Origin of the sequence: Psychrobacter sp. Ps4, assembly GCF_022129285.1 — a bacterium.
GTDB classification, from domain to species: domain Bacteria; phylum Pseudomonadota; class Gammaproteobacteria; order Pseudomonadales; family Moraxellaceae; genus Psychrobacter; species Psychrobacter immobilis_A.
On the sequence record NZ_JADQAK010000009.1, the window covers coordinates 105,249 to 129,609 of the forward strand.

Annotated in this window: 19 protein-coding genes; 16 read left to right on the forward strand and 3 right to left on the reverse strand. The window is 42.6% G+C overall.

Annotated features, from left to right (window positions below):
- Positions 1-75 precede the first annotated feature (75 nt).
- From I3252_RS07245 to I3252_RS07300, 12 genes are all read left to right on the forward strand, one after another.
- Complete coding sequence (locus I3252_RS07245) at positions 76-1,365, forward strand: adenylosuccinate synthase (RefSeq protein WP_045444847.1); 1,290 nt, start codon at positions 76-78, stop codon at positions 1,363-1,365.
- A 305-nt stretch (positions 1,366-1,670) separates the two neighbouring features.
- On the forward strand, positions 1,671-2,087 hold the full coding sequence (locus tag I3252_RS07250; RefSeq protein ID WP_055124482.1) for a lysozyme inhibitor LprI family protein: 417 nt from the start codon (positions 1,671-1,673) through the stop codon (positions 2,085-2,087).
- Positions 2,088-2,525: 438 nt separating this feature from the next.
- Positions 2,526-2,957, forward strand: a complete 432-nt coding sequence (ndk, locus tag I3252_RS07255) for a nucleoside-diphosphate kinase (protein WP_238034709.1) — start codon at positions 2,526-2,528, stop codon at positions 2,955-2,957.
- A gap of 332 nt (positions 2,958-3,289) precedes the next feature.
- Entirely contained in the window at positions 3,290-4,531 is a 1,242-nt protein-coding gene (gene rlmN / locus I3252_RS07260; RefSeq protein ID WP_060490621.1) for a 23S rRNA (adenine(2503)-C(2))-methyltransferase RlmN, read from the forward strand.
- 213 nt (positions 4,532-4,744) lie between these two features.
- Complete coding sequence (gene pilW / locus I3252_RS07265; RefSeq protein WP_238034710.1) at positions 4,745-5,695, forward strand: type IV pilus biogenesis/stability protein PilW; 951 nt, start codon at positions 4,745-4,747, stop codon at positions 5,693-5,695.
- Positions 5,692-6,504, forward strand: a complete 813-nt coding sequence (locus tag I3252_RS07270; RefSeq protein ID WP_238034711.1) for a helix-turn-helix domain-containing protein — start codon at positions 5,692-5,694, stop codon at positions 6,502-6,504. The genes pilW and I3252_RS07270 overlap by 4 nt, the downstream gene beginning before the upstream one ends.
- A gap of 133 nt (positions 6,505-6,637) precedes the next feature.
- Entirely contained in the window at positions 6,638-7,753 is a 1,116-nt protein-coding gene (ispG, locus tag I3252_RS07275; RefSeq protein ID WP_238034712.1) for a flavodoxin-dependent (E)-4-hydroxy-3-methylbut-2-enyl-diphosphate synthase, read from the forward strand.
- Positions 7,754-7,817: 64 nt separating this feature from the next.
- The gene (gene hisS / locus I3252_RS07280; RefSeq protein WP_238034713.1) at positions 7,818-9,107 is read left to right on the forward strand and encodes a histidine--tRNA ligase; all 1,290 of its coding nucleotides are present in this window, start codon (positions 7,818-7,820) and stop codon (positions 9,105-9,107) included.
- 55 nt (positions 9,108-9,162) lie between these two features.
- Positions 9,163-9,948 (forward strand): tetratricopeptide repeat protein, encoded by a 786-nt coding sequence (locus I3252_RS07285; RefSeq protein ID WP_238034714.1) that lies wholly within the window; start codon positions 9,163-9,165, stop codon positions 9,946-9,948.
- A gap of 240 nt (positions 9,949-10,188) precedes the next feature.
- The gene (gene bamB, locus I3252_RS07290) at positions 10,189-11,397 is read left to right on the forward strand and encodes an outer membrane protein assembly factor BamB (protein WP_045451756.1); all 1,209 of its coding nucleotides are present in this window, start codon (positions 10,189-10,191) and stop codon (positions 11,395-11,397) included.
- 383 nt (positions 11,398-11,780) lie between these two features.
- Positions 11,781-13,223, forward strand: coding sequence for a ribosome biogenesis GTPase Der (gene der, locus I3252_RS07295; protein ID WP_055124475.1), 1,443 nt, complete (start codon positions 11,781-11,783; stop codon positions 13,221-13,223).
- A gap of 220 nt (positions 13,224-13,443) precedes the next feature.
- Positions 13,444-15,381, forward strand: a complete 1,938-nt coding sequence (locus I3252_RS07300; RefSeq protein ID WP_238034715.1) for a HAMP domain-containing sensor histidine kinase — start codon at positions 13,444-13,446, stop codon at positions 15,379-15,381.
- Positions 15,382-15,704: 323 nt separating this feature from the next.
- Here I3252_RS07300 and I3252_RS07305 read toward each other — a convergent pair whose 3' ends face one another.
- Positions 15,705-16,871 (reverse strand): D-alanyl-D-alanine carboxypeptidase family protein, encoded by a 1,167-nt coding sequence (locus I3252_RS07305; protein WP_238034716.1) that lies wholly within the window; start codon positions 16,869-16,871, stop codon positions 15,705-15,707.
- Positions 16,872-17,447: 576 nt separating this feature from the next.
- Positions 17,448-17,885, reverse strand: coding sequence for a hypothetical protein (locus I3252_RS07310; RefSeq protein WP_045444876.1), 438 nt, complete (start codon positions 17,883-17,885; stop codon positions 17,448-17,450).
- A 629-nt stretch (positions 17,886-18,514) separates the two neighbouring features.
- Between I3252_RS07310 and surE the strand changes: the two genes are divergently transcribed.
- The 4 genes from surE to modB all read left to right on the forward strand — a co-directional run bounded on the left by surE (position 18,515) and on the right by modB (position 22,910).
- Positions 18,515-19,327: a 5'/3'-nucleotidase SurE gene (gene surE / locus I3252_RS07315; RefSeq protein ID WP_238034717.1), complete on the forward strand. Its 813-nt coding sequence runs from the start codon at positions 18,515-18,517 to the stop codon at positions 19,325-19,327.
- 256 nt (positions 19,328-19,583) lie between these two features.
- A complete protein-coding gene (locus I3252_RS07320) occupies positions 19,584-20,378 on the forward strand; it encodes a M23 family metallopeptidase (RefSeq protein WP_238034718.1) in 795 nt (264 codons plus the stop codon).
- A gap of 139 nt (positions 20,379-20,517) precedes the next feature.
- On the forward strand, positions 20,518-21,822 hold the full coding sequence (locus tag I3252_RS07325) for a lytic murein transglycosylase (RefSeq protein WP_238034719.1): 1,305 nt from the start codon (positions 20,518-20,520) through the stop codon (positions 21,820-21,822).
- 386 nt (positions 21,823-22,208) lie between these two features.
- Positions 22,209-22,910, forward strand: coding sequence for a molybdate ABC transporter permease subunit (gene modB / locus I3252_RS07330; protein ID WP_238034720.1), 702 nt, complete (start codon positions 22,209-22,211; stop codon positions 22,908-22,910).
- A gap of 46 nt (positions 22,911-22,956) precedes the next feature.
- Here modB and I3252_RS07335 read toward each other — a convergent pair whose 3' ends face one another.
- Entirely contained in the window at positions 22,957-23,961 is a 1,005-nt protein-coding gene (locus I3252_RS07335) for a D-cysteine desulfhydrase family protein (RefSeq protein WP_238034721.1), read from the reverse strand.
- Positions 23,962-24,361 lie beyond the last annotated feature (400 nt).

Sequence of the window (24,361 nt, forward strand, 5' to 3'; positions counted from 1 at the left end):
TCAAGATAACGAAAGTTATCACAGGCTTTAAACCGTTATTGCACACACCTCAATACATAAAGGTAAGGATTGATCATGGGTAAGAATGTCGTAGTTTTGGGTAGCCAATGGGGCGATGAAGGTAAAGGTAAAATCGTCGATTTACTAACCGAAAAAGCTTCAGCAGTTGCACGTTTTCAAGGCGGACATAACGCTGGTCACACGTTAGTTGTCGATGGCAAAACCACCATCCTACATTTAATCCCATCAGGTATTTTACGTGAAGGCGTTACCTGCTTTATCGGTAACGGCGTGGTGTTAGCACCTGACGCATTATTAAAAGAGATGAAAGAGCTAGAAGACAACAACGTGCCGGTACGTGAGCGTCTGCGCATATCACCGAATTGCCCACTTATCATGCCGTATCATGTGGCACTTGACCAAGCACGCGAAGCTAAGCGCGGTACTGGAAAAATCGGTACGACAGGTCGTGGTATTGGACCTGCTTATGAAGACAAAGTGGCGCGCCGTGCCATCAAGCTTGCTGACTTGTTCCGTGATGATTTAGAAGAAAAACTCCGCAACTTAATCGAATATCATAACTTCCAATTGACTCAATATTATAAAGTTGAAGCGATTGATTTTGATGAGACACTTAAGCTTTGCCAAGAGTGGAAAGAAGAAATTAAAGGTATGGTTACTGATGTAACCGAAGACCTTAATCAATTGCGTTTGGCTGGTAAGAACCTGATGTTTGAAGGCGCGCAAGGTACATTGCTTGATATCGATCATGGTACATATCCGTTTGTGACCAGCTCAAGCGTAACCGCTGGCGGCGTATCGACTGGTACAGGTATCGGTCCATTGTACTTAGATTACGTACTTGGTATCACTAAAGCTTATACTACCCGTGTCGGTAGTGGTCCATTCCCAACTGAGCTATTTGATGATGTTGGTGCGCATTTGGCAAAAGTCGGTCATGAATTTGGTGCCACCACTGGTCGTGCGCGTCGCTGTGGTTGGTTCGATGCGGAAGCATTACGCCGTGCCGTGGTACTGAACTCTATGTCAGGTATCTGCTTGACTAAGCTTGACGTATTAGATGGTCTTGAAGAGCTACTAATCGGTGTGGGTTATAACTTGCCTGAAACTGAATGTGCAGGTGCACATGATGCTGAATTCTATGAGTCAGTCACGCCTAAGTATGAGACGATGCAAGGGTGGAGTGAGTCAACCGTTGGTATCACTAACTATGATGAACTTCCAGAAAATGCGAAAAAATATATCAAACGTATCGAAGCGTTGATTGGTTGCCCAGTTGATATTATCTCAACCGGTCCTGACCGCGAAGAGACGATTGTATTGCGCGACCCGTATGATGCTTAGTTTCTTATCATAAAACTTAATTAGTTTGAGCGTTCATAAAAAATCCCAGTGCTGAGCATTGGGATTTTTTTTATGAGTAATGTCTCATCATTTTTTATTATGCTAACTACTATTAATGCCAAGTGATAAAAAATGTCAATCACTATTAGTTTCTAACGATAAAAAATCAAGATATCTGGTAATTGAATAAATTGAGATAAGAAAAAATAGCATAAAGGAGAGAATTGCTAACATTATTCTGGTTTAATTGGTATATTATGTCATAAATGAATGTAATTTTATCAATATATAAAAAGGAAAACGTGATGAAAGCGACTATTATCAAGCACTCTATAGGAAAAACAGCTTTAGCGCTGCTAACGTCTGCGGCTTTTATGTTTCCTATGCTGTCATGGGGCGCGCAAAACTGTGATAAACCCAACAATGATTTTGATGATTTATATTGCTTAACGAAAGTATATTTGGAGGCAGATAAAGAGCTGAATAGTTCTTATGCAAAATTGGCTAAGCAGTTAAATAGCCAGCAAAAATCCAAATTAAAGCGCGGACAACTGGCGTGGATACGCGAGCGTAATGACCAATGTAGTTATAATAATGATGAAGGATTTTTTGTCAATATGGGCTGTGCGACTCGGGTGACAACTGAGCGAGTGAACTTCTTAAATGATCGTGTGCGTGAATGTAGCGCTGGCAGTTGCCGCGACAGCCGCTTAGGTGAGTAGTTGTTTTCTAGTATTGCTTGAAAGCAGTGACCTTCATAGCTGCGTATTAACAAAATCCCTTAGCATTATATGCTGAGGGGTTTTTTTTGGTAACACTTACATAGAGTTTTCGCCAAGTTGGTTTTATGCTTATTAATGACAAAGATAATTAGTGATGAGATACGTAGGGTAAGAATCTGCTATTGATGAATGCTCACTTTGTCTTAAGATACGCTGCGGTAATAAATTTACTTTTATGCAAGGTGCGGTCATAAATTAACCCTATCATTTATAGCGCTAATCATTATAATAGGCAGCAATCCTGTGTTGGCGCTCATATTATCGCATTGATAGACCATGAGTTATTTAAATCTGCCCAAGTCAACATTGCGGCCAAAGATAAAACAAAGTATTTACCATCTCATTTTTATCGAATTCATTATTTATTAGGAGCTTTTCATGGCTAACGAACGTACTTTATCTATCATCAAACCTGACGCAGTCGCTGGCAACAACATCGGCGCTATCTACGATCGTTTTGAAAAATCAGGTCTAAAAATTGTTGCCGCTAAAATGATGCAACTTGATGATAAAAAAGCGGGCGGTTTTTACTCTGAGCACGCTGAGCGTCCATTCTACAACGATCTAGTATCATTTATGACTTCAGGCCCAGTATTGGTATCTGTATTAGAAGGCGAAAATGCGATCGCTAAGCATCGCGACATCATGGGCGCTACTAACCCAAAAGACGCCGCTGAAGGCACTATTCGTGCTGACTTCGCTAGCAGCATCGATGAAAACGCGGTTCATGGTTCAGATTCAGCTGAATCAGCAGCACGTGAAATCAGCTACTTCTTCAATGAAGAAGAAGTGTGTGCACGTACGCGTTAGTAGCAGTATTTATTGATAGCCACTGTTATAAATAATAGTGCTGATTAATAATTAGTGTGGTAAAACGGCTTATATCTTTTGGTATAAGCCGTTTTAGCTATTATAATAGTCTGACTATGCATTGAAATTTTAGTGTTGAAATTTTAACTTTTCTCCCTCATTATTGATTTTATATAGCGTTATCAATCCTTTATCAGCATATTACTTTCGGTTTTTGGTAAAAAATGCGCTCATAACGGATTGCTCATGCACTCATATATTGAGTACGACTAGCAACACCCATCTCAACAATTGTATCGCCTATACCAGTAGATGCAAAAAGGTTATTTATTATGTCAACTGCTCAAACTCCTATTCAAACTGACGTCCAACACGTACCTGCTAAGACTACTAAGAGTATAAAATTAGTAGACGAGGCGCAGGCGAAAACCAATCTACTAGGTATGACACAAGCGCAGCTGGCGGAATACTTTAAGAGTATTGGCGAAAAGCCGTTTCGCTCGACGCAAGTCATCAAGTGGATATATCAGCAGGGTGTCACTGATTTTGAGCAAATGACCAATCTGAGTAAATCTTTGCGTGATAAATTATCAGCCAATGCCTGCGTCATTCCGCCAAAAGTGATTCATCGTCAATATAGTGATGACGGCACGCGTAAATGGGTATTTGAAGTCACGGGTGGCTCGTTGGTCGAGACCGTATTAATTCCCGCAGATGACAGCAAATTAAACGGTCGTAAAACCTTGTGTGTCTCTTCGCAAGTGGGCTGTGCGCTCGACTGTAGCTTTTGTAGTACGGGTAAGCAAGGCTTTGAGCGCGATTTGACGGCGGCTGAGATTCTTGGACAGTTATGGGTGGCAAATGCCTCTTATATGACCGATGAAAACGACAGTTTAGAAAATGTTGACCATAGTTTATGGGAAAACAACGTCACCAACGTCGTCATGATGGGCATGGGCGAGCCGTTATTAAACTATCGTCCCGTTGTCAGCTCGATGGAATTGATGCTCAGTGACCATGCTTATGGTTTATCAAAACGCCGTGTTACTTTGTCGACTTCAGGTGTGGTGCCAAAAATGTATGAGTTGGCACAGGAGCTTGACGTGGCTTTAGCGATTTCATTGCACGCACCAAATGACGAGCTGCGTAATGAATTAGTGCCGATCAATAAAAAATATCCGCTAGAGCAGTTGATGGCAGCTGCAAGAAATTACGTTTTTGAAGTAAATCCGCGCCACAAAAAACACGTGACTATTGAATATGTGATGCTAGATGGTGTCAATGATAGTAATGAGCATGCTGAGCAATTGGTCGCATTATTGGGCGATTTACCAAGTAAGATTAACCTGATACCGTTTAACCCATTCCCACATGCAAACTATGACAAATCGAGTAATAATCGTATTCATGCCTTTAGTAATATATTAAGTGAAGCAGGTTTTGTTTGTACCATACGTCAAACACGCGGTGATGATATTGATGCGGCATGTGGTCAATTGGTTGGGCAAGTTGCTGATAGAACGCGTCGTTCAGCCGCGTGGCAGCAAAGCATCAAGGATCGTGAAAGTGTTTAGTATGATGGTCATGTAAATGGTGAATAGACATTTTCGATGTAGCATCGTATTTGTCTTTTATCTGTCGCAATGGTAATAAAAATGTAGCAACAACGATTAGTTTGGATGTGCACAGCAATTAATGACAACTAAATTGTACTTATGCGGGCTAAATCTATTAAACTGATGCCTCGAGGATCGAACGCATTGAATCACAGTTTTATGATGGCAGCTATGATGACTTCTAGAAATTCTTGTCAGTTCAATTATCAAAAAATATTTTCTCAGACTTATAAGCGATTGAGTACAGCGAATGGACAAGTGGCTATTGACCCAATAGCGATGTCGAAGCGTACGGTATTAGTGACGGCATTGATAGGGTTGCTGCTCACTGGTTGTCAAAGCACGCCGACCAATGATTTGACAAACATCGCGGCTTATCAAACGTCTACGCGACCCAATGACAATCGTAACTTAGATCAACAAGAAATTGCTCGCGTGCGCACTTCACTTGCCGCGCAATATATCCGCAAAAATGAGCTTGATACTGCTCAGCGTCAACTCGAAAAAGCCTTTGCTGCCGATAGCCGTTACGCGCCAGCCTATGATATGATGGGCGTTTTGCTGCAGCAAGAGGGCAGTCGACTCAATCTCGAAAAAGCCGATCAGTATTTTAAAAAAGCGATCGCGCTTGATAAAGATTTTGAGCAAGCCCACAATAACTATGGCGTTTATTTGTCACAAATGAAGCGCTATCGTGAGGCGGCAGAGCAGTTTGAGATTGCGGGTTCAGCATTAGGTTACGAAGGTCGTATTGGTGCGCTAGAGAATCTAGGACGCACTTACTTACAGCTAGGGGATCGCAGTGCGGCTGCTAAAGCATTTTTACGGGCACTTGATGGCAATCGTAATAGTATTATTGCCCATATCGAGTTGGTCGACTTACTGCTTGAGCAGCAACGTGTTCCACAGGCTCAAAGGCTTTATGATGAAACCTTGATACTGGTGCAAGGGCAGGGCATTAGCCCGCGCTTGCTATTACAAGGTATCAAATTGGCCGCTGCACAAAATAACATAACGACGCGCCAGCAATTGGCACAGCAGCTTTTATCTGCTTATCCTTTAAGTGATGAAGCAAAACAACTTAAGACTTGGCTTAACAATCCAGAGGCACCATGGAAATGACCACCCCATCATTAAACACTCAATCTAACGCTCAGGGATCATTTGGTGCCGTGTTGCAGCAAGCCCGTAAAAATAAGCAAGTCAGCTTAGACGAGGTAGCTGCCGAGTTATTTATTTTAAAGCGTCATTTGCAAGCGCTTGAGAATGAAAATTTTTCGGAGATGCCGCAAGCTGCTTTTGCCCGTGGGTTTGCCATCAATTATGCTAAGTTTTTGGGTTTGGATCCTGTAAAAATAGCAACCAGCTTTGATGCCGCTTATCCTACGGAGCTGAAAGCCAAGTCAGTGAATAACACGGATACGCCACTGCGTCCAATGGGCACGTTGCAACGTGATACGCACAATCGAATTCGTTTTAACCCACTACTGATCATCGCCGTTATTGGTGTCATTGTTTTAGCGATTTTTTTATTTCGCATGGTGAGTAATGCAAGTAAAGAGAATATCGAGCGGCCAGTATCGACGGTCGAAGACGTCTCAGCGATAGAGCAAGCGCAAGGGGCGGCAATCAATACTGATGAGATGGGCGTTGGTGCCTCTGGCTCTGCTCTAAACTTGGGCGGCGATGCAAGTCCAGCGTCTTTAGATGTCAAACTGACGGATACCGCCGTCGTGAGTATTACTGATGCCTCTGGTAGCAGCCTAATGAGTGGCTCGCAGACATCTGGGGATTATAAACTGTCAGGTACGCCGCCGTTTAATGTACAAATTGATAATGTCGATAATGTCAGCATAATGCTTAACCAAGAAGCGGTTGCGCTAAATACTTATGCAACGGATAAGCAAGCCAATTTTGAGTTAGCGCCTTAACTTTTTAAGCGGCTAATTTTGAATGCTAGTCTTATCGACTGCTGTACAAGATTTATTTTTAAAAGTTGCTATCTGCAAGCTATTATAAGTGTATTTTTTCTGCGTTTTTTCGCTCTAACTGAAGGGTTTGTCTATGTCAACGTCAGCGCCTATTAACCGTCGCCTTACCAAAAAAATATATGTCGGTGATGTCGCGATTGGTGGTGATGCGCCGATTAGTGTGCAGAGTATGACCAATACAGATACTTGCGATGTGGCAGCAACTGTCGCTCAAATCGAACGCTGCATTGAAGCTGGTGCGGATTTGATGCGGGTGTCGACGCCAACGATGGATACGGTCAAAGCTTTTGGCGAAATTCGTAAGCTGGTCAGCGTGCCTTTGATTGCAGATGTGCATTTCGACCACAAGATTGCGTTAGCAGTTGCCGAAGCAGGGGCTGACTGTCTGCGTATTAATCCAGGTAACATCGGTAGCGATGCAAAAGTACGTGAAGTGGTCGCCTGTGCCAAACATTACAACATCCCTATTCGTATCGGTGTCAATGCAGGCTCGCTCGAAAAAGACATTCAGCGCAAATATACCGAGCCAACTGGCGAGGCGATGCTTGAATCAGCCATGCGCCATATTGATATATTAGAGCGTCTAAATTTTGATCAATATAAAGTATCGGTTAAAGCCAGTAATGTGTTTTTGACCTTGGATGCGTATCGCCTGATTTCTGCCCAAATTGATAATCCGCTGCATTTAGGCGTCACCGAGGCGGGCGTTTATCGTACGGGCGCGGTTAAATCCGCGATTGCACTTGGCGGTTTATTGTTAGATGGCATCGGTGATACCATTCGTATCTCACTGGCGGCAGAGCCTGAAGAAGAAATTAAAATCGGCTTTGATATTTTAAAATCGCTCAATATACGTTCTAATGGTGTCAACTTTATTGCGTGCCCAAGCTGTTCGCGCCAAGAGTTTGATGTGATTCGAGTTATGACCGCTTTAGAGTCGCGCTTAGAAGACATTCGTGAACCAATGAACCTGTCTGTGATCGGCTGTAAAGTAAATGGTCCTGGTGAAGCGAAAGAGGCCGATATTGGCATTGTTGGTGCCGCCCCAAGATCCTTGGTATATCGTATGGGTGAAAAAAGCCATCTTATCGATACCGACAATTTGGTCGATGAAATAGAAGGTATGGTACGCGCACATGCCGAAGATTTGGCTAAAAAACGCGAAAATGAGATTATCCGCGTAAAATAAAACACTATTATGAGCAAAAAATAAAAGAGACACTTGTTAAAATTTTTAAGGATACGACCGTACCATGATTAAAGCTATCAAAGGGTTCAATGATATTTTGCCTGATCAGTCCGCAAAATGGCTGCATTTAGAAGCGATATTGGCTGAAGTACTGGGCAGATACGGCTTTGAGCATATTCGCTTGCCAATCGTTGAGCAAACCGATTTGTTTGCGCGTGCCATTGGCGGCGCGACTGATATTGTCGAAAAAGAGATGTATAGCTTTACCGATAAGTCTGAGCCACCAACGCCGTTGGCTCTACGCCCTGAAGGTACAGCAGGTGCAGTACGTGCTGTGATTGAGCATAACTTGCTGCGCGGTGATACGCCAAAGTTATGGTATATCGGTCCAATGTTTCGCTATGAGCGTCCACAAAAAGGTCGTTATCGTCAGTTTCATCAAATAGGTGTTGAAAGCTTTGGTAGTGCCTTACCAGACGCTGACGCTGAGCTGATCGCCATGACCCATTTGATGTGGCAAGAGCTGGGTTTAAAAGATGAGATGCATTTAGAGCTAAACAGTCTGGGCGAAATTGATGAGCGTTATGCTTATCGCGAAGCATTGGTTGCTTATTTAACCGATAAAAAAGATCAGCTGGATGAAGACAGCAAGCGCCGCTTGACCACCAATCCGCTACGTATTTTAGACAGCAAAGAAGTAAGCACCCAAGCTCTATTGGTAGACGCGCCTAAGCTTGCTGACTTTTTAGGTGAAGAGAGCGTGGCACACTTTGAACAAGTGCAAACGTATCTGACTGAGCTTGGTATTAATTTTGAGATCAATCCGCACTTAGTACGCGGTCTTGATTATTATAACAAAACGGTTTTTGAGTGGGTGACCGACAAGCTTGGTAGCCAAGCGACCGTTTGTGCGGGCGGCCGTTATGATGGTTTGATCGGGCAACTAAAATCCATCGGTACTGATGGCAATAAGCCAGTAAAATCTGAGCCTGCTGTTGGATTTGCCATGGGGCTTGAGCGTTTATTACTGTTAATGGAAGCGGTTGCGCCGATTGCTGATGTTCCCGCTTGCGATGTTTTCGTGGTTGCGCATCCAGAAGTTTATAGTGCTGGTATTGGCTATGCTCAAAGCCTACGCTATAGTCGCCCAGATATTCGGGTGAAAATGGCGAGTGCGACGGGCCTAAAAGCGCAAATGAAGAAAGCCGATAAGTCAGGTGCTGCATTGACCGTTATTATTGCGCAGCAAGAGCTGGATGATAATACCCTCAGCGTTAAAGACATGCAGACGGGCGAACAACAGACGGTTGCGACAGACTGGCTGTCGAACAAAGAAAATTTTATCCGTCAGTAATCGATTGCGGTTTTAGCATTAGCAATTTCATAACACTTTTATCAGGTAAACATATATGGCTCTGACACCCAATTCGCCGAATGCAGACAACTCAATGCAAGCGTTAAAGCAGTATGGCAGCTATATTGTCACTGCGATTTTGTTGGCACTGGCCGCTTATTTTGGTTGGACATATTGGCAGGACAACCATGCGCGCGTAGACACCGTTGCAGCAGATCATTATGCAGACATTCAGCGGTTGAATGAAGAAGTCAGTTTGGCCTCACAAAACCCTGATTTGGAAGCAGAAGCACAAGCAGCACTTGCCCAAAGTCGCACCCAGCTAAATAAAGATATTGATGCGCTAGTTAGCAAGCATGGTGAGTCGGTTTACGCTTGGCAGGCACTGATGATTAAAGCGCGTCAGCAAGTAGATAATAATGAATTTGCCGAGGCAAGTGAAACCCTCAAAAAAGCATTGGCTATTGACTTAGGTGATGCAGGTTTACAGGCAATTACTCGTTTGCGCTATGCGACAACGTTACTGGCGGCGGGCGATGCGGATGCTGCATTAGCAGAAGCCAATAATGATATGCCAAGCTCATTTGAAGCCAGCCAACAAGAGTTGTTAGGGGATATTTATTTGGCAAAAGATAATAAAGACTCAGCGATCAAGTCTTATAATAATGCTTGGGAGTTGTTACGCAACCGTCAAGAGACGCGTGCAGTATTGGCATTAAAGATGGAGAGTCTAGGCATCGTACCTGAGCCTATCGACGAACCAGTCAGTCTGATTCAAGAGTCAAGTAGTGCTGCACAGCCCTTAGTGGAAGAAAATGCTGCTGCCGAGGTTGCGCAATAATTGTACAGTAACAAGTGCTGTTAACCAATAATAGCGTTTGCGTTCTACCTAATGCCTGATAATTGCTAGTCAATAGCGCGTATCTATAACCGTTCTACAAGCTAAGTGGTGCAGTAAAACAGCATCGGACAGACCACCAGTACTCATTGAATGTGCTTGGTGAGTACTAAGCGCCGATCCTATACTTACTGATAACCAATTTACTAATTAATAATAATTTATTTGTAGTGAGAACTCATAATGACTCAATCTATTCGCTCTAGCAAGATATCAAAAGCTAAAACCATCAAATCGACGGTGATGCATGTGGCAGTATTGGCAGTGATGAGCACTGCGGTGATTGGGTGTAATCGCGGTATTAAACCCGTCGTCAATGATCCAGTCAAACTGGTACAGATTGCTGAGCCCATCAGTGTGTTACAACCGGTTTTTAGCACAGATATTGGCAATAAAAAAGCCAGTAAAAAAGATCCATTAGATTTGCAAGTAGGTTATGTCAATGGACAAATCGTCACTGCATCGCGCGGTGGGGATTTGACCGGTTTTAACAGTGCAGGCGAACGTTTATGGTCTATCAACGTTGGCGATCAAATCACGGGCGGTGTTGCTTTAGATGCTTTAAGCCAAACAGCGATTATTAGCACACGCGGTGGTCAAGTAATGGCATTTGATAGTGTAACTGGTGCAAAACGCTGGCAGAAGCAGCTATCAGGATCAGTATTGACACCCGCTTTAATTACCAATAACCGTGTCATTCTATCAGCGAACGATGGCTTTTTACATGGCTTGTCACTACAGACAGGTCAGTCTGTCTGGCAGTTTGCCACACAAGTTCCAGCCATCAGTGTGCGCGGTAGTGCGGCGCCAACGTTATTAGACAGCAAAACGGCGTTATTAGCGACTGCTGATGGTCGTTTACATGCGGTGACGACTGATAGTGGTTTACCGCAGTGGTCAAGACGTGTTGGCGTTGGCACTGGTAGTAGTGAAGTTGAGCGCATGAGTGATGTCGATGGTACGCCGATCGTCGATAAAAACCAGCTATTTGCCATCAGTTATAGCGGTCAGTTATTAGGTATTGATTTGGCTTCGCGTCAAGTCATGTTTGTCAACGAGCTTGCCAGCTTAAAGTCACTTGCTGTAAATAACCAGCAAGTGATTGGTACCAGCTTAGAGGGCAAAGTGGTTGCCTATAATCGCAGTAATGGTGAGGTTCTTTGGGAAAGTGAAGAGCTGGCTTATCGTCATTTAACCAATCCTGTAATGATTGGCAACTATATTGCCGTGGGTGATTTTGACGGCATGGTACACTTATTTGATCCAGCTAGCGGTAAAATCGTTAGCCGTGTACAAACCAAGGGCGCTTTGAGTAGCTTGCAAGTACAAGGCAGCCGCTTAATGACGCAGAGCACATCAGGACAGGTTGCTATTTGGCAATTAGCCCGCTAAGCTTTTTATCGGTTAATGCTTACTTAGATAGTATGTTTGATATTGTCGTTAAGCCAACGGGTTGATTACAATTTTAGAGAACACAAACGCTGCTTCGTCAGCGTTTAGTGCCTTGTGTAAATTGCTTGTTTAAATACAGGCTTTCGCGTACTCTATGCGACCGATGCGCCGTAGGTGTTATCCATATATATATTATTTATTTATCATTTAGTCATCCTATGTACCACTTGCTAATTGTAAAATAGCTGACTATTATTTTTGCTATTGTTCTATCATTCATTTTAATTTGCGGTCAAGAGCAGCTTATTCACGACTACTGTTATATCACTGGTTATAAGAATAACTGTACTGCCCGCCATTGTGCCTTTCACTGAGAGTAACCCATGAGTATCAAGCCTGTGGTCGCCTTAATTGGTCGTCCAAACGTCGGTAAATCTACCTTATTTAATCAGTTCACAAAAAGTCGGCAGGCATTGGTTGCTGATTTGTCAGGACTGACTCGTGACCGTCAGTACGGTGATGCGACCTATGAAGACAAATCTTTTATCGTTGTCGACACTGGTGGTATTGGTGAGGCGGATGACGGTAGCGGCAACATTGATGACTATATGTCTGAGCAATCGCATACAGCGATTCATGAAGCAGACATCATCGTATTTGTGGTGGATGCTCGTGCTGGTATGATCGGTGCAGATGCTGAGATTGGTAAGTTTTTGCACACCCTTGGCAAACCAGTCTATGTGGTTGCCAATAAAGTCGATGGTGCTCACGACGCTGCACCTGCCGAGTTTTATGCATTAGGATTGGGTGAGCCATATCCGATGGCGGCAAGTCATGGTCGCGGTGTCGGTAATTTGCTTGAAATATTGACAGCTGATATGCCTGAGCAAGAGAATGTTGTAGAGCCAAAAGGTTTGAAGTTAGCGATCATAGGTCGTCCAAACGTTGGTAAATCGACGCTAGTCAATCGTCTATTGGGTGAAGACCGAGTAGTGGTTTTTGATATGCCCGGTACCACGCGTGACAGTATTTATATTCCTTATACACGCGAAGGTAAAGACTACGTCTTAATCGATACTGCTGGTGTGCGCCGCCGCGGCAGAATTGATGAAAAAGTAGAAAAATTCTCGGTCATTAAAACCCTACAAGCAATCGAAGACTCTAACGTCACCGTTATTGTTATTGATGCGCATGAAGGTATCGTTGATCAAGATTTGCATATGATTGGCTATGCGCTTGATGCGGGTCGTGCTTTAGTTGTTGCGATTAATAAGTGGGATGGTCTGACAGCTGATCAGAAAAATTATATCAAGATTGAGATGGATCGCCGCTTTAACTTTATCCCTTATGTAAAAGTGCATCTAATCTCAGCACTACATGGTACGGGTGTGGGTAATCTATACCCGTCTATCTTGCGTGCTTATAAATCTTCGATGTTTGAAGTGTCAACCAATCGTTTGACTCAGATTCTGCAAGATGCGGTGACAGCCAATCCACCACCAACAGTTGCTGGTCGCCGTATTAAACTGCGTTTTGCTCACATCGGTGGCCACAATCCGCCCGTGATTGTCATTCATGGTAACCAAACTAGCGCGCTACCTAAGAGCTATCAGCGTTATCTTGAAAACCAATTTCGTCAAGTATTTAAGCTCGAAGGCACGCCGCTCAACGTTGTTCTTAAACAAAATGACAACCCATATGCCAACAAGAGCGATACGCCAACCAAAGCGAAGACGCAACAGTTGCGCCAACGCGAGCGTAATCGGGCACAGAAATTTACTACCAAAGATAAGCAGAAATTCACCAATAAAGATAAAAAGCGTTAATTTAGCCAAATGATGATGGTCTTTATATTGTTGTAGTAAATAAAGACTATTTGATTCTATTGTTCATGCTTCTCTGTAATGTGCTATATCATGATGATTATATCGGTCATCATGATATATTAATACGTTGTTAAGTTTTATTAACATGTGATATTTCCCTCACTACTCCTACAAAATACCTGTACTATAATCAAAAGTTTTCTTAACTCAGTTAAGTAATATGAACAACCGTCCCTCTCAAAACATCTCTACGCTTATTTGGCGTTCTGTCGTACAAGCCATTATTTTGGCTGTGTTGGCAGGTTTCTTGATGTCTATCGTTTATGGTTTTTTATACCACTATAAAGAAAAGCGTCAGCATATCCAGCAATTGGCTACCATGTTGACCACCAGCGCATCGACAGCCGATGGTGCTGATATCGTGGCTGAGCAAGTGAGATTCTTGTTAGAAAGTGAACCCAGCATTAGAAGTATTTTATTTTATTCAACACCCAAACCTATTGATGAAGTTAATCAATCCAGAGATGATTGGAAGAATGCTTTATTTGCAGATACTGTCAGCTTCAATTATCCCGTTACCAGTGACGATATCGGTGATGATAGCGCGCTAGATACGTTAAACAGCAGTCAGCAATCGTCTACGACTTTATCAAATGGTGGGCAAGAATCGTCAGCGTCTAGTGAGGCCAATAAAAATAGCGCGTTAGTTGGATATATTAATCTCACTTTAGATGTGAACACCCTGCGTTCACATTGGTTTCGAAGCAATATATTGCTATGGCTTATTACCACGATATTGACGGTACTTTGGGTATTGTACATTCTGCGCAAACTCAAATGGCCAATCAGAGATATTGAAGCTTTGAAAGAAGTCTGTCACATCGTTGTGAAAAACCCAGAGCTTGAGCAGTTACCAGTGATTCCACAGCTTTTTGAATTTCAGGAACTGGTGCAAATCAAGAAAACTTTGGCTGTATTGTTTGATCGTTTACAGAAAGTCCAACAAGATTATGAGGCGCTTGCGATTTTTGAGCAGCAATTACACAACAAAGACGTAGCCCTCGATGTGCAGCTGCATAACTTTCAAAGCATGATCACCCATGAGCTGAAAACTTCGCTAAATGCTATCGTAGGCGGTTTACAGCTGTTAGATTACGATACCCTCAATAGAGAACAAAAAGATGCGGTTGAAATTATCAGTGACGGTAGTGATAAATTGGTGTCGTCGCTTGATCATATTATCCAGTTGAATCAAATACAAAAAGGTCAGATGAGTATTAATTGTATTGCATTCAATCCACTGCAGTTAATCGCTGATCTGTTGGCAGAATATGAGCCTATTGCTCGGCAAAAAAGGCTAGAGTTGATTAGCCGTATTCATCATATAGACTATGGTCTGGAAGGGGATGCGGAAAAAATAAAAAAAATATTATCGATATTACTGAGCAATGCGATTAAGTTTACTCCAGCGGGGCAGGTGACTATTACGTCGCAATTGACCCATTTTGATAAAAGCAATCGTTGGCAAATCAGTGTGAAAGACACAGGTATTGGTATCGATAGTACTCATATCGATGATATTTTTAATCCGTTTTTCCAAGTAGATTCATCACAAACTCGCCAATATGAAGGCTCAGGTGTTGGTTTACCAGTCGTCAAGCAAATGGCTCAGCTGATGGGCGCTACTATAGAAGTAGATAGTACGTTAGGGTCAGGCACCCAATTCATGCTGACCATATCGATGACCAATAAACAGCAGTCTCGGCAGCAGCATTTGTTGGCTGGATTGACTGTTATTTACTATTATTATCATGAAGTCGGGTTTTTAGCGAAGGAGCTAGAGCGTTTAGGCGCGACTGTCATTCATCGTCAGCATGAAGCACTGGTTATAGAGGAGATGAGTATAAGACAGGTGAATATGGTGATGTTTGCGGAAGATATTTTTCCAAGTAAAGCTGAGTCGTTAGCCAAGCGTATTCGTCAATTTGAAAGTGAACATCGGGCTTTATTGGTATATTGGTATCCACCACATCGAGCGAAGCAGTTAGATAGCTTTGAGCATGGTTTAAAAGCAGCTGGTGTCGATTACTGTTATAGCGCCACTTATAAAGATAAAGCATTAAGCGACTTGCTCAAGCGCTGGTTGGTATGGACGTAATAGGACTAAAGGATTTGTCACGTTTACTGTACTACCCTCGTTTAATGTACTCGATTGCCTTTCATTTACTTATTTACTGTAAATAGTTTCGAACATCGTATTTTCGACAAGGGTGTTTGCTTTTAATATTGAAAAATATGATGAACGGTGTCAAACCTTCTTAGTCTACTAAATACCGTGTTTACACCTGTTTTCTCATCATAACGCTGTTTTATAGGAATAATACAATTTCTCTGGTTAATGAGGACATAAAAAAGACGCCCCGTTTTGAGGCGTCTTTTTTGTCAGTAATGTTCTTGAAAAATAGCTTTTACTAATATTCTCTAAAACAGATTTTGTGCCCAACGTACGACACGCTGCCAAGTGCGGCTCATAAAGCCTGATTGCTCGATATCACTGGTCGCTATAATAGGCACTGAAGCCACCGCTTTACCATCAATAACCGCCATCATTTTGCCAATTTCTTGACCTTTTTTGATGGGTGCTTCTAGGCTCTCAGGAATATCTACCACAGTCGTGATTTTATTTTTTTGCGTTTTGCTGGTTAGAATTTGCAAATTATCCGCAGTGACTAGCTCGACTTCATCAGCTTCACCGAACCAGACCGGAACTTTGCTGACGAATTGTCCAGCAGGTGCTTTGGTGACAGTAGTGAAGTGGCCAAAGCCCCAGTTGAGCAGCTCACGTGATTGATCGGCACGTGCTTGCTGGCTCTCTGTTCCCATAATAACAGAAATCAAGCGCATGCCATCACGATTGCTTGAAGCCGCTAAGCAATAGCCTGCAGCATCAGTGTGGCCAGTTTTTAAACCATCAACGGTTGGGTCGGTTGCAAGTAGAGCATTACGGTTACCTTGAGTAATACCGTTATAGGTGAACTCTTTTTCTGCATAAATACCATAATAGTCGCCGCTATTCTTGATAATAGCACGTGACAATTTGGCTAAATCTAGTGCTGATGCCTCATGCCCTTCGTCAGGCATACCCGTAGAGTTGACGAAATGGGTATTTTTCATACCAAGCTTTTCTGCTTGCTCATTCATCAAGATAGCAAATGAGGCTTCGCTACCAGCGATATGCTCCGCCATAGCTTTTGAGGCGTCATTACCTGATTGAATAATAATACCGCGTAGCATGTCGATAACGCTCGCAGATTTATTTACCGGTACATACATACAAGACTGGCTGCTACTACCGCGGCACCAAGCATTTGGACTCATTATGACTTGGTCATCTTCTTTGAGGTCGCCTGATGCTAAGCGCTGCTCAATGATGTAACTGGTCATCATTTTTGTCAAAGACGCTGGCGGTAGCGACTCATTGGCGTTCTTTTGTGCCAAAATCTCACCAGTATTATAGTCCATCAATACATAGGCGGTATTATCCATCTCAGGCGGCTGGATGGCTGCGTTTGCCATCACTGCACTCATAGAGATACTCACACCGGCTACCAGCTGCACCAGCTGATTTTTTACACGCTTTACTGTCATATATCGTTACACCGCATCATGAAACCAAATGTATCTACCGCTTGTACCTTGCACTAAATCTTATGCATCATTTTAAGTAGCCTGTCTTAAACATTCTGTTTAAAAACAATGTATTAATAAGAGTGGTGATGGCTGAGCGACAGACATAAAATTAACGCCTTATCTTAGCAAAATGCCAACCGATGGGGAATCGATAAATGCAAAAAAAGACCCGATTAAAAAGAAAGAGTAGTAAGAAGTAAACGTTTGCTCAGACTAATACTGCCACAGTGCCTTGAATAGAAATAATTCGACTGTCATAAAAAAGCTTACGGTCATTCTGTTTATACCAACAGAATGACCGTAAGCTTTTTTGTTACTTATAAGCCTGATGAACAAGCTTACAAGTTGTCGCTAAATAGCCCATATTCAATGTTCCAAGACAGATAATGCCATGATTTATTGTCATTAATTATAGCTGACTTTATCAATTTAGAATCAATACTGGGGCATATTTATTGTAGGGGAGACGATAGGATGTATGATAAGTAAGCCAATTATAATGTTGTAATTGTTGAGCTTAATTATGATGATCCACTACTGGTATTCAGCATTCGCCAAATCTTCGCATAGAGCTTTGTTGTCTTGTTTAGAGAAGCCCATTGTCCAGCTACGAATGCCTTGTAATATCTGGCGATAATCTTGCTGAGTGGATAGATATTGAATCGCTGCTTTTGGATCTTCTAAAGACGGCATCAACTCGTGAAGCTGCACGTTATAAGATTTATAAAAGCGCTGTTTTTGTTTGCCATTGAGCATGGGTGGACATATCTCTGATAGCACTTGCATGACCGCAATTTCATGCTTAGTAACATTGATGCCAGACATATCTAGAGGTATAGTTGTAGCAGAATTATTCGCCGCAAAGGATGCTTGAGACAGCATGGCAACGGACGTTACCAGTCCTGCAAGACTAATTTTGGACGCCGTCTTTGCTATCACAGAAGCTATAGATAATATCGATTGATTTTTCATGCAGTATTACACTCGCTTATCTTTAATTAATGGTGATATGTTAATGGGTAAAAAAACAAAAGTCACATAAAATATTGATTTATGTGTAGATATCTTGTGAGCCAAAGCTCTTTTTGAGCAACATATCAGCAGCATAGACTCATAAGTTACGTCAGCATAAAAATATAAGTTTGTATTGTTGTAAGGTGTTGCCTATTGTAACGTCACGCCAAGTTTTTTTGCTATTATTGATGCAGATATCATAGAGATAAAAGTATAAATTGGATAGATTCTGCGCAAAGACTGGGTTCGTGTCAGCGTATTATTAGGGTATAATCGCCCAAAATTCTGGTGGCATCCGCGTTTTGCTCTATCAATTTTTTTATATCCATGCTGTGATATAAACACAGTGTCATTTTACTTTGATAGCGGTATGGCTTTTTTAACTTTTGTAGTAAATTCAGCTACCATTTGACGCTCGTTAAATGCTGTGTATAAATACTATTTATGCAGAAAAAGCCAATGTGGATGTTAGCGTCAACAGTATGATCACACAATCTAACCACCATTTTCGGGTCTGATTATAGCAATTTTATGCGGCTAAAGTTCATAAGTGGACAGGCGGTCATTAATGAGTATATTGAGTGAAAATGAAATTTTTAATTAGTAATGATGATGGGGTTTATGCACCAGGGTTATTGGCATTATATCAAGCCCTGTCTGCTATTGCAGAGGTGGTAGTGGTTGCGCCAAATAGTGAGCAAAGTGGCTGCGCGAGTGCTTTGAGCCTATCGATGCCATTATATACTCATCAATTGGATTCTGGTTTTATAGCGGTAAATGGTTCGCCCGCGGACTGTGTACATTTGGCATTGCATGAGTTGTATCCTAATACGCGTTTTGATTGTGTGATTACTGGTATTAATTCTGGTGCCAATCTTGGTCAAGACGTTTTATTTTCGGGTACCTTTGGTGCTGCATTAACCGCACAGCTCTTTGGAATACCTGCCATTGCGACCTCCCTAGTGGGCGGCGGCGTCAAAGGAGAAAAGCAAGAGCAGACCAGTCATTATCAAATGGCGGCAGCTGAAATAGTTAAATTATTGATAGAAACACCGATATTAGATGCTTGCAAAAATTTGCCCTATCATGTATTAAACGTTAATATTCCTGATGTGGATAGTGCCGATGATATCAAAGGTCGGAAAATAACGGCGTTAGGGCACCGTCAGATTGCGCGTCCTGTACATCATGTGGTCGATCCACGCGGGCGTGATGCTTATTGGTTGTCGCTACGTAAACGCCCACATGAGTTGCCATTAGAAACTGAAGATTTGCAGTCCTCCACAACAGATATGACGGATGATCAAGCGGTAGCGGCGGGTTATATCAGTTTATCACCAGTGCGCCTGCATCATACGCCAGCAGACACGCTTAAAACGCTGTCGGCGTTAATGCTATAAATTTACGCTGCCAAAATGCATCAAACAGCTGGTCAATATCTTGATATTATCTGCACTATTTTTCTTATTTGGCTGCCATTTATCTCATTTTTATCACCATTTTCAAAATGAAGACACGTCTTAAAAAATGGTTTACTATCGAGTGATTGATAATGGTATTTGCCAAATACTAAATACTAAACGGTATAAAAGTTAGCAAAATGCTTGTGAGTAACACAAGGAGTTTGTGAGTAACATAAAGAATAGGAAATCTTGTATGAAGAAGCTTATTGCTGGATCGCGCTTTGCAACAGTGGCATTGATAGGTACTTTAACAGCAGCAACGTTAACGATGGTGGGCTGTGCAACCAAGCCTACTTACCAATCAGCCAACCAAGCGGGACCTAAGATTATTACCAATGCACAAGGCGTTCCTAACTACCATCGCGTACAGCGTGGCGATACGGTCAGCCAGATTGCTGAGCGCTATCGTCTCAGTTACCGTCAAATCGGTTCGCTCAATGGTTTGGACAGCAAGTATACAATTTATAGTGGTCAATGGCTCAAACTGTGGCAAGGTACGCCAGCCGATAACAATAGTTATAACGCGCCTACAACGACACAGCCAACGTACACACCACCTGTAACGAGCGTACCTAATAATAGCTCACAAAGCCCTGTATACGAAGTGACGGCTAACGCAACGTCAGGCTATGAATATCCAAGTCGCAATCAAGTGACTCGTAACTTTGATGCGGCAGCGGGTACGATGGGTATGTGGTTTGCTGGTAATATCGGTGATCCCGTACTTGCTAGCCAATCTGGCACGGTACTGTATTCGGGCGATGGTCTGCCAGAGTATGGCAATCTTATTATGATTCGTCATAGTGATAATTACATCACCGCTTATGCGCATAATAGTCAGCTACTGGTCAAAGAAGGCGATGCTGTACAGCGCGGTCAGCGCATTGCAAACATGGGTAACAGTGGCCAGACCAATCAGGTCGGCTTAGAGTTCCAAGTGCGCTTAAATGGCAATCCTATTGATCCACGTGCGGTACTAGGGCGTTAAACGTGATGCCAAGTTGTGACTGATTTGGCAAGTTTAGTGGCTTTATTCAGAGCGCTTGAATTTCAGAGTGTTTGAATAAAGCAACCTTAACTAAATCGGTTTATTTGAGTCACTTTACTTATTCATACTTGAGAATTTTATGATGTTAAAAAAACAATATCTTGCTCTGTTTCCTGCGTTAGTGATGGTTGGGTGTACCAGCCAACAGGCGATGCAAAAACCTAGCAAACCCGTGCGTCAAGGCAACGTTCAGATTACCCAAACTCAAACCATTCAAGTGAAGCCAGCACCGAAGCCTGTCATCAAGCCGCAGCCAGTGGCAAAGCCAAGCTATAATAGCTTCTCTGATTGGAAGTCGGATTTTTCTATGCGGGCGATTTCATCAGGCCATGATGCAGCGACGGTGCGTCGTCTACTTGATACCGCTTATTTAAATCAACAAGTCATCTCGCTTGACTCAGGACAGCCAGAGTTTTCTAAGATGCCATGGGAATATGTCGATTCTGCCGTATCTGATGGGCGTGTGAGTACTGGTAAGCGTAAGTTTGCCGAGCAACGGGCATTTTTGTCGCAATTAGAATCGCAGTACGGTGTCAATGCAGAAATAATCGCTGCCATTTGGGGTATGGAGTCGTCATACGGCGTGGTGACGGGTAATAGCAGCATACCAAACTCACTTGCGAGTCTGGCTTATGATGGTCGTCGCCAAGAGTTTGCCGAAACTCAGTTGTTGTCATTAGCGACACTATTGCAGCGTGGTGATGTGTCTTGGTCGCAGCTAGATGGTTCTTGGGCAGGCGGCATGGGACAGACGCAGTTTATCCCTGATACTTGGCTGAAGCACGGAGTGGATGGCGATGGTAATGGTCACCGTAATCCGTGGGCAACGGGCGATGCACTGGCGTCCACCGCTAATTATTTGAGCAACTCAGGTTGGGTTCGAGGTCTAGCGCCATTTTACGAAGCGACCATTCCTGCCTCATTCGATTACTCCATGGTTGGTAGTAAGCAGCCTGCCGCGAGATGGGCGGCGATGGGTGTTGATACCCTCGCTGATGTTTATTTGGATGCCAATACCGAAATGGAGCTGTGGCTACCAGCTGGCAAGGATGGTCCAGTGTTGCTACTCAGTCCAAACTTTGATGTGATCAAAGTTTATAATAACTCATCGAGCTATGCGCTAGGTGTTAGCTTATTGGGTAAAGCGCTTGCTGGGCAAGGCGGATTACAGAAATCATGGCCGCGTTATGAGCGTCCATTATCCACAGCTCAAGTACGAAATTTACAGCAGCGTTTGACCAAATCAGGCTATGATACTAAAGGCGCTGACGGTATCGTGGGTACCAATACTCGATTGGCGTTCCAGCGCTGGCAAGCAGATAATGGTCAGACTCCAGACGGCTTTATTACTCAGCGTAGTGCGTCATCGTTAGCTTCGTGGTGAAGCAGGTTGATAGAACTTTTTTTGACTTGTATTGATTCTAATATTACCGTGTTAAAAGAGATTTTTTAACCATCATTTTTGACGGTAATATTTAATACGATGAGCTTAGTGAATAAAATAAAAAAGCACCTTATTAGGGTGCTTTTTTATTTTACGCTATGATTGTTTTTCAACAGACCATAATCTTGTCAGGTTTTAATAAATAATATCGACACAAGAAGACTGATACTGTGACTGATAAACGATACACTGTTTGTTTATTAAGGCGCTTTGTTTATCAACGCGCTATTTATAAGAGCTGACATTATATTTGTCTGTTCAATCTTTTAATATTAGATACAATAGATCCTTTATCCTCATAACGAATGGCAACGAGCAGTGACATTATGATAGACCAGTCTCTTATGTCCGATATGCTTAGTCCGTTTTGGGTCAGTATTAAGCTTGCTGGTGTCACTACCATTTGTTTATTACTGTTCGCAACGCCTGTGGCTTATTGGCTCGCTAAGCCTAGCCGTAGGCAAGTTGTGGCACGTCTTAAAGTCTTGCTCATGGGCATCATTGCCATGCCATTGGTTTTGCCGCCTACCGTCATCGGCTTTTATCTTTTATTACTGTTGAGCCCTAGTGTCGGTATTGGTAAATGGCTTAGCGAACATAATATCAGCCCCTTGATATTTACCTTTGAAGGTCTTGTCATTGGTTCGATTATTTACTCCTTGCCTTTTTATGTTCAGCCTGTCTACGCCCAATTTTTACGTATTCCACAAAGCGTGATGGAAGTGGCACATTTATTGGAGCCAAGCCGTTTCAAACGGTTTCTCAGAGTCGCTCTGCCACAAGCGCGTGTCGGTATTGTGCTCGGCAGCTTAATAAGTTTTGCCCATACTATTGGTGAGTTTGGCGTGGTTTTGATGATAGGGGGTAGTATATCCGATGAGACTAAAGTGGTCTCGATTGCGATATACGAGCAAGTAGAGGCGCTGAATTACGAGGCAGCGCACATGATGTCTGGGATTCTCATCATTATGGGAGTGATTATGGTGGCGTTGATTGCTAGTGTGAGCCGGCTGAATCAACGCTCATAAGATCGTAGTTAATACCTATAGCTTGAGTTAATGCGTCAAAATTTATTTATCCATTTCTTTTCATCATATCTAAGTCACTTGAGTAGGCAAATAAAGCTGGTGCACCGCCCGTATGCCAAAATAAGACACGATCGGTTTTCTTGATTTTGCCAGACCGAATCATATCTATGAGTCCGCCCATCGCACGACCCGTATAGACAGGATCTAAAAGTATGCCTTCTGTTTGAGCTGTCATCGCAATGGCTTCATTTTCTAATGTACCAACCACGCCATAGCCTTCGCCCACATAATCAGAGTTGAGTATTAAATCGCTTTCTGAAAACTGATGATCGGCACCGATAAGGGAAGCCGTGCTATTGGCAAGCGCGACGGTATACTGATCAAAAGGCACTTTGTCTGTTTCGCCTTTATCGATATTAATACCTACGATTTGGGCGGGCGAGTTGAGTATTTTTTTGCCAAGCATCAAACCGGCTTGTGTTGCCCCAGAGCTAGAAGCAAAAACGATATGAGTAAATAATACGTCCATGCTTTCACGTTGCGATTCCAACTCTTTAAAAGCTTCTACAAACGCTAAAGCACCCAGCTCATTGGAGCCGCCATAGGGTATGACATATGGTTTTTTGCCTTGTTTTGTTAACTGCTCAACGATTTTAGGAATGTCTTCTCCTTTACGATTGGCGCCTGCCCAGTGAATATGTGATCCAAAAATTTTGTCTAATAAAAGATTGCCACTTGTTTGTTCGGGTTCTTCTCCACCCAATACTAAATGGCATTCAAGTCCCAAGCTTGCCGCCGCGGCAGCAGTTTGGCGACAATGGTTTGATTGTGCGGCTCCTGCCGTAATCAGGCAATCAGCACCTTGAGCAAGGGCATCACCCATGATAAATTCAAGCTTACGGGTTTTATTACCACCCAATGCCAGTCCCGTGTTGTCATCTCGTTTCATAAAAATAGTAGGGCCATCAAGCGCTTTACTCAATCTGCTGAGTACTATCAATGGAGTAGGGAAGAAGCCCAATGATTGTCTGGGTATGTGGTTATATTCCATATTTTGTCCCTTTTATGATAAGAAAATGCTGAATAATTTTGAAATATAGCCATTGATAAAGTCAGTTAAAAATGATTATTTAGCGGCTATAAATAGCCAATAATTATACGTCGTAACAGCCTTATAAAACGTATGAATGCGTATCCAGCTTGAAAATAAGTGGAATCCTAAGGGTTAATTTATCAAATATAAAATAAAAATCCTCATGCAAGCTTTCAATTTTGCATGAGGACTATTTGTTTTATTAAGAAAGAGTTGAAAGCTGTTTTAGAACTATTCGTCAAACCAATTAGACAGTTAAAAATGAAACTTCACTAGAGCGCTAGGCACATTTTGAGTTGTATCTGAGCTATGCTGAAGAAACCGTACAAGTAAACTTGGTAAACTAAGCGTATTAATC

Bases quoted from the DNA above. Each gene is read 5' to 3' on its own strand.
- I3252_RS07245 (WP_045444847.1), top strand. From the start codon at position 76: ATGGGTAAGAATGTCGTAGTTTTGGGTAGCCAATGGGGCGATGAAGGT.
- I3252_RS07250 (WP_055124482.1), top strand. From the start codon at position 1,671: ATGAAAGCGACTATTATCAAGCACTCTATAGGAAAAACAGCTTTAGCG.
- ndk (WP_238034709.1), top strand. From the start codon at position 2,526: ATGGCTAACGAACGTACTTTATCTATCATCAAACCTGACGCAGTCGCT.
- rlmN (WP_060490621.1), top strand. From the start codon at position 3,290: ATGTCAACTGCTCAAACTCCTATTCAAACTGACGTCCAACACGTACCT.
- pilW (WP_238034710.1), top strand. From the start codon at position 4,745: ATGATGACTTCTAGAAATTCTTGTCAGTTCAATTATCAAAAAATATTT.
- I3252_RS07270 (WP_238034711.1), top strand. From the start codon at position 5,692: ATGACCACCCCATCATTAAACACTCAATCTAACGCTCAGGGATCATTT.
- ispG (WP_238034712.1), top strand. From the start codon at position 6,638: ATGTCAACGTCAGCGCCTATTAACCGTCGCCTTACCAAAAAAATATAT.
- hisS (WP_238034713.1), top strand. From the start codon at position 7,818: ATGATTAAAGCTATCAAAGGGTTCAATGATATTTTGCCTGATCAGTCC.
- I3252_RS07285 (WP_238034714.1), top strand. From the start codon at position 9,163: ATGGCTCTGACACCCAATTCGCCGAATGCAGACAACTCAATGCAAGCG.
- bamB (WP_045451756.1), top strand. From the start codon at position 10,189: ATGACTCAATCTATTCGCTCTAGCAAGATATCAAAAGCTAAAACCATC.
- der (WP_055124475.1), top strand. From the start codon at position 11,781: ATGAGTATCAAGCCTGTGGTCGCCTTAATTGGTCGTCCAAACGTCGGT.
- I3252_RS07300 (WP_238034715.1), top strand. From the start codon at position 13,444: ATGAACAACCGTCCCTCTCAAAACATCTCTACGCTTATTTGGCGTTCT.
- I3252_RS07305 (WP_238034716.1), bottom strand. From the start codon at position 16,871: ATGACAGTAAAGCGTGTAAAAAATCAGCTGGTGCAGCTGGTAGCCGGT.
- I3252_RS07310 (WP_045444876.1), bottom strand. From the start codon at position 17,885: ATGAAAAATCAATCGATATTATCTATAGCTTCTGTGATAGCAAAGACG.
- surE (WP_238034717.1), top strand. From the start codon at position 18,515: ATGAAATTTTTAATTAGTAATGATGATGGGGTTTATGCACCAGGGTTA.
- I3252_RS07320 (WP_238034718.1), top strand. From the start codon at position 19,584: ATGAAGAAGCTTATTGCTGGATCGCGCTTTGCAACAGTGGCATTGATA.
- I3252_RS07325 (WP_238034719.1), top strand. From the start codon at position 20,518: ATGATGTTAAAAAAACAATATCTTGCTCTGTTTCCTGCGTTAGTGATG.
- modB (WP_238034720.1), top strand. From the start codon at position 22,209: ATGATAGACCAGTCTCTTATGTCCGATATGCTTAGTCCGTTTTGGGTC.
- I3252_RS07335 (WP_238034721.1), bottom strand. From the start codon at position 23,961: ATGGAATATAACCACATACCCAGACAATCATTGGGCTTCTTCCCTACT.